Here is a 12,702-nt window from a genome sequence, read left to right as displayed (position 1 = left end):
CAGCCGCGTCAGCGCTGGCAGGACGGGCACCAGTAGGTGACCCGTTCCCCCGTGCCGTCGTAGCTGATCGGGGTGCCGCAGCGCCGGCAAGCCTGCCCGGCCCGCCCGTAGACCCACAGCTGCCGGCCGGTTCGGGTGTCGCCCGTGGTGCAGCGGTTCCAGCGGAACCTGTTGAGCCACAACATGTCTCGCGCGCGGGAGACCAACCTCAGCGGGTCGGAGACCGCGCTCACCGGAGCGGTGGGCAGGTGTCCGCTGACGAAACAGAGCTCGTTGCAGTAGACATTGCCGATGCCGGCCAGCGCCCGCTGGTCGAGCAGCGCCTGGCCCAGCGGCCGGTCCGGGTCGGCCGACAGGTTGGCGGCGGCGAGCGCGGGGTCCCAGTCCTCGCCCAGCAGGTCGGGCCCCAGGTGCGCGACGGCGTCGCCGTCGCGGTCACGGTCGAGGATCTCCAGGACGCCCAGGTCCACGCCGACGGCGCGGACGGGGCCGGCTTCCAGGACGATGCGGGCGCGGTGGTCGACCCGGACCGGGCGGTCGCCGACCCGCCAGCTGCCGTCCATCTTCAGGTGCGAGTGGATGCTGGCCGGGCCCACCCGGATGAACAGGTGCTTCCCCCGGCTGAGCACCTCGTCGACCGCCTGCCCGGTGAGGTCGACGGTCGCGTAGCGCGGGACGCGGACGTCGCAGCGCGTCAGGGTGCGGCCGGCCAGGTGCTGGCGTAGCAGGGCCGCGGTGTGCCAGACGGTGTCTCCTTCGGGCATGGTGACCGCAGCCTTACCGCAGCCGCAGTCCGCGCGGTGTGCGGGCGAACCCGGCCTCGGCCAGCGCATCGGCGACCGGATTCGATCCCCCGGCGGGGGTCTGCAGCGCAGGCACCCCGTCGATGCGTTCCACCAGGATCGACGCGACGCGCCGGGAGGCGACCAGGTCTGCCAGCGCCGCGGCCGCCGCGTGGTGCGCGCCCGGGTCGTCGCTGAAGGTGAGCAGTGACCGGCCGCCGCGCTCGAGGAACCAGGCCAGGTGACCGTCCACCAGGACGACGAGCGCGCCGGCCTTGCGGCCCGGCCGGGCCCCGGCCCCGTCCGCGCCGGAGGGCGGCCACGGCAGCGCGGCGCCGTACGGGTTGGCCGGGTCGGCGGCGGCCAGCACGACGGCCCGGTATTCCGGGCGCTCGGGATCGATGCCGTCGCTGTAGCTGCGCAACCGGTCGACGGTCGACGCGACGGCGAACTGGGCGCCGCCCAGCGACTCGACGAAGTACCCGCGTTGGCACCGGCCGGCTTCCTCGAAGGTGCTCAGCACCTTGTAGAGCGTGGCGAACCCGCCGGTGACGCCCTCGGCCGCCACCGCGCCCCGGGTCAGCACGCCGTGGCGGCCCAACAGCAACTCCGCCTGGTAGTGGGCGCGCACCGTGGAGTCGGGCTCGGGGACCGGCAGGGCCGACCAACGGCCCGCCACCGTCGGGTCGGCGGGGCGGGAATGCGCGTGGGCGACGCTGTAGCGGCTCAGGCGCGGCGGCCGATGCGATCGGTGCGCCGGCGCGGATCGTTTGCGGCCGCCCGCGCCGCCGAGCACGGCGCGCACCGGCGCGAACGTGTCACCGGTGACCCGGCCGGCCCAGATCAGTTCCCACAGCGCGGCTTTCAGGTCCCCCTCGGGGATCCCGTTCTGGGCGAGCTGACGGAAGAAGTACGCGCCCCCGCCGGCCAGCGTGTCGAGGATCGCGCGGTGGGCGTCGGTGAGGTCGATGTCGGCGGGTGCGGCCAACGTCAAAGGCGCAGAAACGCCGACGTGCAGCGCGACCCCGCCGTCGCCGGCCGACATCGACCCCGCGCCCGACCAGGCCACCTCGCCGGCGGCGAGCAGCTCGTCGAGCAGGGCGGGGGAGTAGTCCCGGACCCGGGGCCCCAGGATCAGCGGTTCGATCGCCGACGCCGGCAGCCGGACACCGGCCAGCTGGTCGATCACCGACATCAGCCCGTCCAGCCCGGAGTGGGCGGACGAACCGGGGGAGACCATCCCGTGCCAGGCCGGCAGGAACCGCCCGTACGCGGCGGTGCTCACCGGCTCGACCTGCGCGCGCAGCGCGGCCAGCGAGCGGCGCCGCAAGACGCGCAACACGTCGGCGTCGCACCACTGCTCGCCGCCGGTCGCGCCGGAGATCACGGATGCCTCCACGGCGACGAAATCGCCGCGTACCAGCCGGCCTTTCGAACTGGAGGGGTCGGCCAGCCGGCCCAGCACGTCGGCCGTCACCCGCAGCCCCAGCCCGAACCGGGCGGCGGCCTCGGCCGTGGTGAACGGCGTGTGGGTGCGCGCGTAGCGGCCCAGCAGCTCGCCCAGCGGGTCGGCCACCGCCCCGGTGAAGGCGGCCGGCACGCCCAGCGGAACCGGCGCCCCCACCCCGTCGCGCAGCCGCCCGATGTCCTCGACGGCCACCCACCAGCTGCGGCCGGCGAACGACACGGTCAGCACCCGGCGTGCCGCGAGCAGGCCTTCGAGCCAGCCGCCCACCTCGGAGCCGCCGGCCCGGGCGGCGATCTCCTCCTCGGTCATCGGACCCAGCAGCCGCAGCAGGTCCGCGACCCCTTCGGCGTCGCGCGCGGCCCGGTCCTGCGTCAGGTGCTGCAGCTGGCGGCCGGTCGCGGCGATGACGTCCGGGTCGAGCAGCTCACGCAGCTCGACCCGGCCCAGCAGCTCGGCCAGTAGCGTGGTGTCCAGCGACAACGCGGCGGCGCGGCGCTCGGCCAGCGGCGCGTCGCCCTCGTACATGAACGCGCCGACGTAACCGAACAGCAGCGACGCCGCGAACGGCGACGGCCGCGGCGTCTCGACCTCGAGCACCCGCACCTTGCGCTGGGCGATGCCGGCCATCAGCGCGGTGAGGGCCGGCACGTCGTAGACGTCCTGCAGGCATTCGCGGACGGTTTCCAGCACCACCGGAAAGTCGGGATATTTGCGCGCCACCTCCAGCAGCTGCGCGGCCCGCTGGCGCTGCTGCCACAGCGGCGAGCGACGCCCGGGGTGCCGGCGCGGCAACAGCAGCGCGCGGGCCGCGCACTCGCGGAACCGCGAGGCGAACAGCGCCGAGCCGCCCACCTCGGCGGTGACGATCGGGTCGATCTCCTCGGCGTCGAAGACGAAAAGGTCGGCGCCGGGCGGGTTCTCGGTGGTGTCGGACGCGAAATCGGAGAAGGTGTCCGGCAGGCGCACCACGATGCCGTCGTCGGATGCGGTGGGCTTCTCGTCCAGCCCGTAGCGCTCCCGCAGCCGCCGGCCCACCGCCAGGGCCAGCGGCCCGTTCACCCGCAGCCCGTACGGCGAATGCAGGATCACCCGCCAGTCGCCCAGCTCGTCGCGGAACCGTTCCACCAGCAGGGTGGTGTCGGTGGGGACCACCCCGGCCGCGGTGCGCTGCTCGTCCAGCAGCGCCCACATGTTGTCGGTCGCGTAGGCGTCGAAGCCCAGGCCGGCGCACCGGGCGTCGAACGCCTCGCGGTCCAGCCCGGCCATCTCGCCGGTGAACGCGCCGAGCGCGGCGCCCAGCTCGGCCGGCCGCCCCACGCCGTCGCCGCGCCAGAACGGCAGCCGGGCCGGCTGCCCGGGCGCGGGGATCACCAGCACCCGGTCGTGGGTGATCTCGGTGATCCGCCAGCTGGTGGCGCCCAGCGAGATCACGTCCCCGGGCCGGGACTCGTACACCATCTCCTCTTCGAGTTCGCCTACCCGCGTGGGCTTTTCGGCATCCGACGCGAGGTACACGGTGAACAGCCCGCGGTCGGGGATGGCGCCTCCGGAGGTCACGGCCAGCCGCTGCGCGCCGGGCCGCGCGGTCAGCGTGCCGGTGTCGCGGTCGTAGACCAGCCGCGGACGCAACTCGGCGAACTCGGTGGACGGGTACTTGCCCGAAAGCAGGTCAAGGGTGGCCTCGTACACGCTGCGCGGCAGCGTCGCGAAGGGGGCGCTGCGGCGCACCGTGTCGAACCAGCGGTCGGCGTCCAACGGCTCGAGCGCGGCGGCCGCCACCGTCTGCTGCGCCAGGATGTCCAGCGGGTTGGCGGGCACCCGCATCGTCTCGATCTCGCCGGCGAGCATCCGCTGCACGGTCACCGCGCAGCCGATCAGGTCGGTGCGGTGCTTGGGGACCAGCACGCCCTGTGACACCTCGCCGACCTGGTGGCCGGCTCGCCCGATGCGCTGCAGGCCACTGGCCACTGACGGCGGTGCCTCCACCTGGATCACCAGATCGACCGCTCCCATGTCGATGCCCAGCTCCAGGCTCGACGTCGCCACCACCGCCTTGAGCAGCCCGCGCTTGAGGTCCTCCTCGACCAGGGCGCGCTGCTCCTTGCTGACCGAACCGTGGTGGGCGCGCGCCAGCAGCGGCTCGGCGCCGTAGGTCTGGCCGCTGCCCATGATGTGCGCGGGCGCCCCGCCGGGCACCCCGCGGTTGGCGTCCGACGCCAGTTCGATCCCGCGGCGTTCGGCGTGGATCTCGTTGAGCCGCGCGGTGAGCCGCTCGGCCAGCCGCCGCGAATTGGCGAACACGATGGTCGACCGGTGCGCCTCGATCAGGTCGACCAGCCGCGCCTCGACGTCGGGCCAGATGCTGGGGGTACCACCCGCTTGCGGGGGAGTGTGGGCCAGGTTGGCCATGTCGGGCACCGGCACCTGCACCGTCAGCTCGACGCTCTTGGGCGCCCGCGGGGCAACGATGGTCGTCGGGTGCTGCCCGGAGAGGAACCGGGCGAGCTCTTCGGGTGGGCGCACCGTCGCCGACAGGCCGATGCGCTGCGCGGGCGGGCCCTCCCGCAGATCTTGTGACAAGTCCTGGAGCCGCTCCAGCGACAGCGCCAGGTGCGCCCCGCGCTTGCCCGCGGCGATGGCGTGGATCTCGTCGACGATCACCGTCTGCACGCCGGCCAGGGTCTCGCGCGCGGCCGACGTCAGCATCAAAAACAGCGACTCCGGCGTGGTGATCAGCACGTCGGGCGGCCGCGCGATGAGCTGGCGGCGTTCGGCGGGCGGCGTGTCGCCGGAGCGGACGCCGACGCTGATGTCGGGCGGCGGCAGGCCGTGGCGCTCGGCGATGCGGGTGAGGCCCGCCAGCGGGGTGCGCAGGTTGCGCTCGACGTCGACGGCCAGGGCCTTGAGCGGTGACACGTAGAGCACGCGGGTGCCCGCCGGTCTTTCCGCCGAACCGCTGAGACCGGCCAGGGAATCCAGGGCCCACAGGAACGCGGCCAGCGTCTTGCCGGATCCGGTCGGCGCGATCACCAGCGTGTTGTCGCCGTCGGCGATGGCGTCCCAGGCCTGGGCCTGCGCGGTGGTGGGACCGGCGAACGTGCTGGTGAACCATTCGCGGGTGGTCGCGCTGAACCGGCCTAGCGGGTCACGAGTGGTCACCTGACCATGGTGCCAAGGCGCACCGACAAGCGTGCGGGCTAGCGCGGTTCGATTCGAGCCGTGGCCATCGCGTGGGACAGCTCGTCGGGAATCTCGGGCACCCGGCCGATGGCGTCGAACAGCGAGTGCGCGCATGCGTCGGCGAGGCGGTCGGCGTTGATCGTCGGATCGATGATGCGCTGGCGGCACACCTCGAAGGTGAACGCCAGCCAGCCGTGGCAGATCACCCGCAGGTCGCGCTCGACGTCCGCCTCCAGCTTGGCGCCCGAGATCTTGGCCACGAGGTCGTGGATGCGGCTCATGATGTGTTCGAGCTGGCGGTTCTTGGCTTCGTCGTCGACGCCCAGCAGGACCGGGTCGGACCGGCCCAGGCCGACGTAGGCGGCCCACGCGGCCTCCGGGTTCTGCTCGTGGTAGGCCATGTAGGCCATGACCCCCACGCGCACCTCTTCGTACATGGTCAGGCCGGTGGCGTCGTCCATGTTGGTGGTCTCGTACAGCCGGTCGGCCTCGTCCTTGACCACCGCGGCGAAGAAGGCACGCTTGTCGGGGAAGTAGTGATACATCAGCGCCCGGGACACTCCGGCGCGCTCGGCGATCTCGTCGATCCGCACCTCGTCGTAGGGTCGCTTTCCGAAGACTTCTGCCCCCAAAGCGAGCAGCTCAGCGCGTCGATCCTCGGGGGATAACCGCCTTCGGGCTGTCGGCATGTGAGAGATAGTACTCATCAGTGCTGAGACACCAATTAGTTTGTGTCTATCCGGGCTCCACGCCCCGGGCCAGCGGTGATTCACGGTTGTAATTGACGGTGTTGTCAGCGGCGCCGCGGGTCAGCGCCTCCCGCGGGTTCGGACCTTCGCCCGCCGCCGGCCGGGATCCGGTCGTTTTACCCCTTTCTCCGATGGGTATTTGTCCCCATGCGCATACCGCTGGTGCCAGCGCGATCGGGCCCCGAACTCCGTCGGACCATTCGTCGTCGCGCGGTAACTATTGCGACACAGCAAACGATGAACACAGCAATGACGCTGGGTACAACGACGTGGGGGACCTGAGGGGTACGGATGCACAAAGCGGATGAGCGGTCGGGTGGTGATCGCTTGGGACAGGAAGACGGCGAGGTCCGCGCCGCCATCCGGTTCGCGGTCCTGGCCGCGGCCGCGGCGGTCGGCTTCCTGGTCTTGGCCGCGCTGTGGGTGAGCACCTGCCCGGGCAACGCCGTGGACACGGTGGCCTGCGGCACTCCGCAGCGGACTTTGCTGGCGCTGGGTGGACCGCTGATCCTGCTGGCGGCCGGGCTGTGGGCGTTCCTGCGCACGTACCAAGTGTGGAAGGCGCAGGGCACCTGGTGGGGATGGCACGGCGCGGGCTGGTTCTTGTTCACGCTGATGGTGCTGATGGTCGCCCTCGGCGTGGCTCCGATCGCCGGTCAGGCGCTGGCCCTCTGAGGAGGGTCTCGCCAAAAGCCTTCCGGGAGATCTACCGTTGAAGGTGCAACCCGTATTGAGCTGCGCACAAGTCACGAATTTCCACTAGGAGCAGCCATGGGAGACACCTTTCATGACCCCGTCGACCATCTGAGGACCACGCGGCCGCTTGCCGGGGAATCATTGATCGACGTGTTGCACTGGCCCGGTTACCTGCTGGTGATGGGGGGCGTGGTCGGGGCAAGCGGAAGCCTCGCGGCCTTCGGCACCGGACACCATCACGAGGGCGTGACCGCCGGCGTGCTCGCCGTCATCGCCGCCGTCCTGGGACTGGTGTGGGTGGCGATAGAACACTGGCGAATCCGCCGGCTCGCGGATCGCTGGTATGCCGAACACCCCGAGGCGCACCGGCAGCGGCCCGCCAGCTAGCGGCACGCGCACCGCGCTCCGGGTGAGTGGCGAGCCATTTTTCGGGGAAGCCGATCCGGGGGGTTACCGGCACCGTCGAGTGGGTATCAGGTGTGCACCATGATGAGTGCCGGAAGGGTTGCGTCTGCGTGGTCACCCCATGGGGGACAGGATCACAAAGACACCGACATAGATGCTTACCGCCAGAACCACCAATACGGCCAGCGCGATCCCGGCTGCTACCGCCATGCGTTTGAGCCGTCGCGCCCGAACCGCTTCGGTGACCCCCGGCCCTTCCATATCGCGCCGAATACCCGGCGGCAAACGTGACTAATCGGCTCGAACGTACGGTCCACGGCGGTCTGCGGGGCGGTAGTAATGTCAGTCAAACGTTGCCGGGAGACCAGATGAACGATGCGGGATTGCGCACCACCAAACGTCAGCGCGGCCACCGCGCCGTCGAACTGCACGTCGCGGCACGCCTGGAAAACCTTGCGATGCTGCGGACACTGGTCGGTGCGATCGGCACCTTCGAGGACCTGGACTTCGACGCCGTCGCGGATCTGCGGCTCGCGGTCGACGAAGTGTGCACCCGGTTGATCCGCTGCGCCACCCCCGACGCCGTCCTGGTCGTGGTGGTGGACCCGCAGGACGACCAACTGGTGGTGGAGGCGTCCGCGGCGTGCGACACCCATGACGTGGTGGCGCCCGGCAGCTTCAGCTGGCACGTGCTGACGTCGCTGGCCGACGACGTCCAGACCTTCCATGATGGTCGTGAACCCAACCAAACCGGCAGTGTCTTCGGTATCACGCTGACGGCGCGACGGGCGGCCTCCAGCAGGTGACACCACCAGCTGCCGGCGGTTCGGTCTCGCGCCCGAACGAGTACGCCGATGTCCCGGACATGTTCCGCGAGTTGGCGACCGTGCCCGCCGACTCGATGGAATTCCAGCGTCAACGGGACAAGATCGTCGAGCGTTGCCTGCCTTTGGCCGACCACATCGCCCGCCGGTTCGAGGGACGCGGCGAACCGCGCGACGACCTCGTCCAGGTGGCGCGGGTGGGACTGGTCAACGCGGTGGTCCGGTTCGACGTGGAGACCGGCTCCGACTTCGTGTCATTCGCGGTGCCCACGATCATGGGCGAGGTTCGCCGGCACTTCCGCGACAACAGCTGGTCGGTCAAGGTGCCGCGGCGCCTGAAGGAATTGCACCTGCGCCTCGGCACCGCCACCGCCGATCTGTCGCAGCGGCTCGGCCGGGCGCCCACGGCAACCGAGCTCGCCGCCGAACTCGGCATGGACCGCGAGGAGGTCGTCGAGGGCCTGGTGGCGGGCAGCTCCTACAACACCCTGTCCATCGACAGCGGGGGTGGCAGCGACGAGGACGAAGCCCGCGCCATCGCCGACACCCTGGGCGACGTGGACACCGGCCTGGACCGCATCGAGGACCAGGAGTCGCTGCGCCCGCTGCTCGAGGCGCTACCGGAACGGGAACGAACGGTGTTGGTGCTCAGGTTCTTCGAGTCGATGACGCAGACCCAGATCGCCGAACGGGTCGGCATCTCCCAGATGCACGTCTCCCGGCTGCTGGCGAAGTCGCTAACGCGGCTGCGCGACCAATTGCAGTAGGGACAGGGGCTCTTCGCCTTCCGCCCGCAGCGGTTCGAGAAGCGGCTCGGCCATGGGCGTCGTCACGGGCAGGGTGCCGTCGGGGTCGCAGATGCGCAGCAGCCGGGACACCGCCTGGCTCGGCGCCATGGCCCAGTCCACCTGGGCGCCCGAGCACACGACGTTGATCCGGTGCAATGCCGAAAAGCCTGCCGTGCCAATGAATTTCAATCCGCGAAGGTCCAGGATCACGCGCCGTGAACGGCCCGTGCTCTGGCGGACGTAAGCCGCAAGTTGGTCGGCGTTGGCGGCGTCGAGCTCACCGTCGACCGTGATCAGGGTCCCCGACGGGTCCCAGCGCGCGGTGAACTGCGCCGCGCGGCTGTGTTGCCAAGATTGGGCCACAACCATTACTGACTCCATCCATAGAGGAGGATGTGCTGCGGACCGCGTCAAGCGTCGGCTGAAGCGAAAAGTGCAGAGAGTTCATCTTCCCCGCGCCCCGTTGACCTGATCCGCACGGCTGTGAACTCAACCTGCCCCGAACGCTACCCGGGCCGGACCGGGTCGACAACTGTTTCCCACGAATAGGGTCCGGCGGCCCTATTTGATCTCGGCGAGCACCGTGCCCTGGGTGATGGCGACGCCGGCCTCGACCGCGAGTCCGGTGATCACGCCGTCCTTGTGCGCGGTGACCGGGTTCTCCATCTTCATCGCCTCCAGGACCACCACCAGCTCGCCGACGACGACTTCCTGCCCCTCCTCGACCGCGACCTTGACCACGGTGCCCTGCATGGGCGCGGTCACCGCGTCACCGGAGGCGGCGGCGCCGCCGTGCGCCCCGCGCTTGCGCGGCTTGGGCTTCTTGCGGACGACACCGGCCTCGCCGGCGGAACCGTTCGACAGCGCCAGGTCACCGGGCAGTGAGACCTCCAGGCGGCGGCCGCCGACCTCCACAACCACCTTCTGACGCGGCCGGGCGTCCTCCTCGTCCAGGGGCTCGCCACCGGTGAAGGGCTCGATCGTGTTGTTCCACTCGGTCTCGATCCAGCGCGTGTGCACCGAGAACCTCTCGCCGTCGCCGATGAAGGCGGGGTCGGACACCACGGCGCGGTGGAACGGGATGACGGTGGCCAGCCCTTCGACGTGGAATTCAGAAAGGGCGCGCCGCGCGCGGGCCAGGGCCTCTTCGCGGGTGGCGCCGTGGACGATGAGCTTGGCCAGCATCGAGTCGAACTGGCCGCCGATCACCGAGCCGGCCTCGACGCCGGAGTCCAGCCGTACGCCGGGCCCGCTGGGGGTGTCGTAGCGGGTGACCGGGCCGGGCGCGGGCAGGAAGCCGCGGCCGGCGTCCTCTCCGTTGATCCGGAACTCGATGGCGTGACCGCGCGGCGTGGGGTCCTCGGTGAGGTCCAGCTTTTCCCCGTTGGCGATCTTGAACTGCTGCAACACCAGGTCGATGCCTGCGGTCTCCTCGGTGACCGGGTGCTCGACCTGCAGGCGGGTGTTGACCTCCAGGAACGAGATCAAGCCGTCCTGGCCGACCAGGTACTCGACCGTCCCGGCGCCGTAGTAGTGCGCCTCCTTGCAGATGCGCTTGGCCGACTCGTGGATCTCCTTGCGCTGTGCGTCGGTGAGGAACGGCGCGGGCGCCTCCTCGACCAGCTTCTGGAAGCGGCGCTGCAGCGAGCAGTCACGGGTGCCGGCCACGATGACGTTGCCGTGCTGGTCGGCGATCACCTGCGCCTCGACGTGGCGCGGCTTGTCCAGGTAACGCTCCACGAAGCACTCGCCGCGGCCGAAGGCGGCGACGGCTTCGCGGACCGCCGACTCGTACAGGTGCGGGATCTCTTCGATGGTGCGCGCGACCTTCATGCCGCGGCCGCCGCCGCCGAAGGCCGCCTTGATGGCGATCGGCACGCCGTACTCCTCGGCGAAGGCGACCACCTCGTCGGCGTCCTTGACGGGGTCGGGGGTGCCGGGCACCAGGGGAGCCTGGGCGCGGGCGGCGATGTGGCGGGCGGTGACCTTGTCACCGAGGTCGCGGATCGACTGCGGGCTGGGACCGATCCAGATCAGCCCGGCGTCGATGACCGCCTGCGCGAAATCGGCGTTCTCCGAGAGGAAGCCGTAGCCGGGGTGCACGGCGTTGGCGCCCGACTTGGCCGCCGCGTCGAGCAGCTTGCCGAAGTCGAGGTAGGACTCCGCGGAGGTCTGGCCGCCCAGGGCGAACGCCTCGTCGGCGAGGCGCACGTGCGGCGCGTCGGCGTCGGGCTCGGCGTACACCGCCACGCTGGACAGGCCCGCGTCGCGGGCCGCCCGGATCACCCGGACAGCGATCTCGCCGCGGTTGGCGACAAGCACTTTGGAGATCCTCGAGCTGGCGTGACTAGCCACTGCGCCTCCTGTTTGGCATATCTCAAGCGGACGTGTTTTCCGCCGTGGGCTTCTTTAAGAGAGTTTCTTACAACTCCCGGGAAGTCTAAGCGCCGCGCCGTCAGGCCGATCAGGCGGTGCCGGTATTTTGACCGGACTCGCGCAGCCGCCGCTTGATGCGGGCGAGCATCGCCGACATGCCGCGCAACCGCAACGGGCTGATCAGAGCGGCCAACCCGAGGTCGGTGTAGAAGTCCTCGGGGACCGCCAGAATGTCGGCCGCGGGCTGCTCGTCGAGACCGGCGGCCAGGATCGCGGCGAACCCTCGGGTGGTCGGCGCCTCGGCGGGCGCGCTGAAATGCAACCGCACCCGGTTCGGGTCGCGGGCGTCGACGTGGAGGAACAGCGGCGTCTGGCACTCGGGCACCGGCTCCATGGCCCGCTCCTCCAATTCGGCGGGCAGGGCGGGCAGTTCGTTCGCGAATTCCAGCAGCAGCGCCAGCTTGTCCTGGCCCTCGACCTCGGCGAAGTCGGACACCACCTCAGCCAGCGGGGCGGGCAGGGTCATCGGGCGGGAACATCCCCCGGCGCCTGTCCCGGCTCTTCGCCCCCGACGATCGGCGTGCGCACGGTGTTGCCCCACTCCGTCCACGATCCGTCGTAGTTGCGCACCCCGGGCTTGCCCAGCAGGTAGGTGAGCACGAACCAGGTGTGGCTGGACCGCTCACCGATGCGGCAGTACACGACGGTCTTGTCGTCGGGGGTGATGAAGTCGTAGAGCTCCTCGAGCTCCTCGCGGCTGCGGAATCGCCCGCTCTCGTCGACGGCCTTGGCCCACGGGATGGACCGGGCCGTGGGGATGTGACCGCCGCGCAGCACGCCTTCCTCGGGGTAGTCGGGCATGTGGGTGCGCTTGCCGGTGTACTCGTCGGGCGAGCGCACGTCGATCAGCGGTTGGGTGCCCAGGATGGCCAGCACGTCGTCCTTGAAGGCCCGGATGGGTTCGTCGTTGCGGGCGACGACGGGGTAGCCGGTGGAGGTTTTGGTCGGCACGTCCAGCGTCACGTCCCGGCCTTCCCGGAGCCACAGGTCGCGACCGCCGTTGAGCAGGCGCACGTCCGGGTGGCCGAACAACGTGAACACCCACAGCGCGTAGGCGGCCCACCAGTTGCTCTTGTCGCCGTAGATCACCACGGTGTCGTCGCGCGAGATGCCCTTGCGGTCCATCAACTCCGCGAACTGCTCGCCGTTGATGTAGTCGCGGACCCTGGGGTCGTTGAGGTCGGTGTGCCAGTCGATCTTGACGGCGCCCGGGACATGGCCGACGTCGTAGAGCAAGACGTCCTCGTCGGATTCGACGATCACCAGGCCGGGGGCGCCCAGGTGGGCGGAGACCCAGTCGGCCGTGACCAGCCGTTCGGGGTGTGCGTAGTCGCTCAGCGTCGGGCTCGGATCGGGGGGTAATGCCACGCAACC

11 protein-coding genes are annotated in these 12,702 nt (G+C 70.6%); 4 read left to right on the top strand and 7 right to left on the bottom strand.

All coding sequences use genetic code 11. From position 1 onward, the window contains the following. Positions 1-8: 8 nt before the first annotated feature. The 3 genes from nei2 to C1737_RS13520 are packed head-to-tail and all read right to left on the bottom strand — an operon-like array spanning position 9 to position 6,119. Positions 9-764 carry an endonuclease VIII Nei2 gene (gene nei2 / locus C1737_RS13530; RefSeq protein WP_102419939.1) on the bottom strand — a complete coding sequence of 252 codons (756 nt, stop codon included), beginning with the start codon at positions 762-764 and terminating at the stop codon, positions 9-11. Between the two features lie 13 nt (positions 765-777). Beyond that, positions 778-5,409 (bottom strand): ATP-dependent helicase, encoded by a 4,632-nt coding sequence (locus C1737_RS13525; protein ID WP_102418633.1) that lies wholly within the window; start codon positions 5,407-5,409, stop codon positions 778-780. A gap of 38 nt (positions 5,410-5,447) precedes the next feature. Beyond that, on the bottom strand, positions 5,448-6,119 hold the full coding sequence (locus C1737_RS13520) for a TetR/AcrR family transcriptional regulator (RefSeq protein ID WP_067918174.1): 672 nt from the start codon (positions 6,117-6,119) through the stop codon (positions 5,448-5,450). 351 nt (positions 6,120-6,470) lie between these two features. Between C1737_RS13520 and C1737_RS13515 the strand changes: the two genes are divergently transcribed. The 4 genes from C1737_RS13515 to C1737_RS13500 all read left to right on the top strand — a co-directional run bounded on the left by C1737_RS13515 (position 6,471) and on the right by C1737_RS13500 (position 8,871). Next, the gene (locus tag C1737_RS13515) at positions 6,471-6,854 is read left to right on the top strand and encodes a hypothetical protein (protein ID WP_067918169.1); all 384 of its coding nucleotides are present in this window, start codon (positions 6,471-6,473) and stop codon (positions 6,852-6,854) included. A gap of 96 nt (positions 6,855-6,950) precedes the next feature. Continuing rightward, on the top strand, positions 6,951-7,262 hold the full coding sequence (gene usfY / locus C1737_RS13510; protein WP_067918167.1) for a protein UsfY: 312 nt from the start codon (positions 6,951-6,953) through the stop codon (positions 7,260-7,262). Positions 7,263-7,648: 386 nt separating this feature from the next. Continuing rightward, a complete protein-coding gene (locus C1737_RS13505) occupies positions 7,649-8,086 on the top strand; it encodes an ATP-binding protein (RefSeq protein WP_067918165.1) in 438 nt (145 codons plus the stop codon). Beyond that, on the top strand, positions 8,083-8,871 hold the full coding sequence (locus C1737_RS13500; protein WP_067918163.1) for an RNA polymerase sigma factor SigF: 789 nt from the start codon (positions 8,083-8,085) through the stop codon (positions 8,869-8,871). Before C1737_RS13505 ends, C1737_RS13500 begins: the two co-directional genes overlap by 4 nt. On the opposite strand, the gene C1737_RS13495 is transcribed toward C1737_RS13500, so the two are convergent. From C1737_RS13495 to C1737_RS13480, 4 genes are all read right to left on the bottom strand, one after another. Then, a complete protein-coding gene (locus C1737_RS13495) occupies positions 8,842-9,273 on the bottom strand; it encodes an STAS domain-containing protein (protein ID WP_102418632.1) in 432 nt (143 codons plus the stop codon). The two genes, C1737_RS13500 and C1737_RS13495, sit on opposite strands and share 30 nt — an antisense overlap. 180 nt (positions 9,274-9,453) lie before the next feature. After that, the gene (locus C1737_RS13490; RefSeq protein WP_102418631.1) at positions 9,454-11,247 is read right to left on the bottom strand and encodes an acetyl/propionyl/methylcrotonyl-CoA carboxylase subunit alpha; all 1,794 of its coding nucleotides are present in this window, start codon (positions 11,245-11,247) and stop codon (positions 9,454-9,456) included. A 109-nt stretch (positions 11,248-11,356) separates the two neighbouring features. Further along, positions 11,357-11,794 (bottom strand): SufE family protein, encoded by a 438-nt coding sequence (locus C1737_RS13485; protein ID WP_102418630.1) that lies wholly within the window; start codon positions 11,792-11,794, stop codon positions 11,357-11,359. Then, the gene (locus C1737_RS13480) at positions 11,791-12,696 is read right to left on the bottom strand and encodes a sulfurtransferase (protein WP_068091309.1); all 906 of its coding nucleotides are present in this window, start codon (positions 12,694-12,696) and stop codon (positions 11,791-11,793) included. Before C1737_RS13480 ends, C1737_RS13485 begins: the two co-directional genes overlap by 4 nt. Between the last annotated feature and the right edge of the window lie 6 nt (positions 12,697-12,702).

The sequence above is a fragment of the Mycobacterium sp. 4858 genome, from assembly GCF_900240975.1.
GTDB lineage: Bacteria > Actinomycetota > Actinomycetes > Mycobacteriales > Mycobacteriaceae > Mycobacterium.
This window is presented reverse-complemented; position numbering and strand designations above follow the sequence as displayed.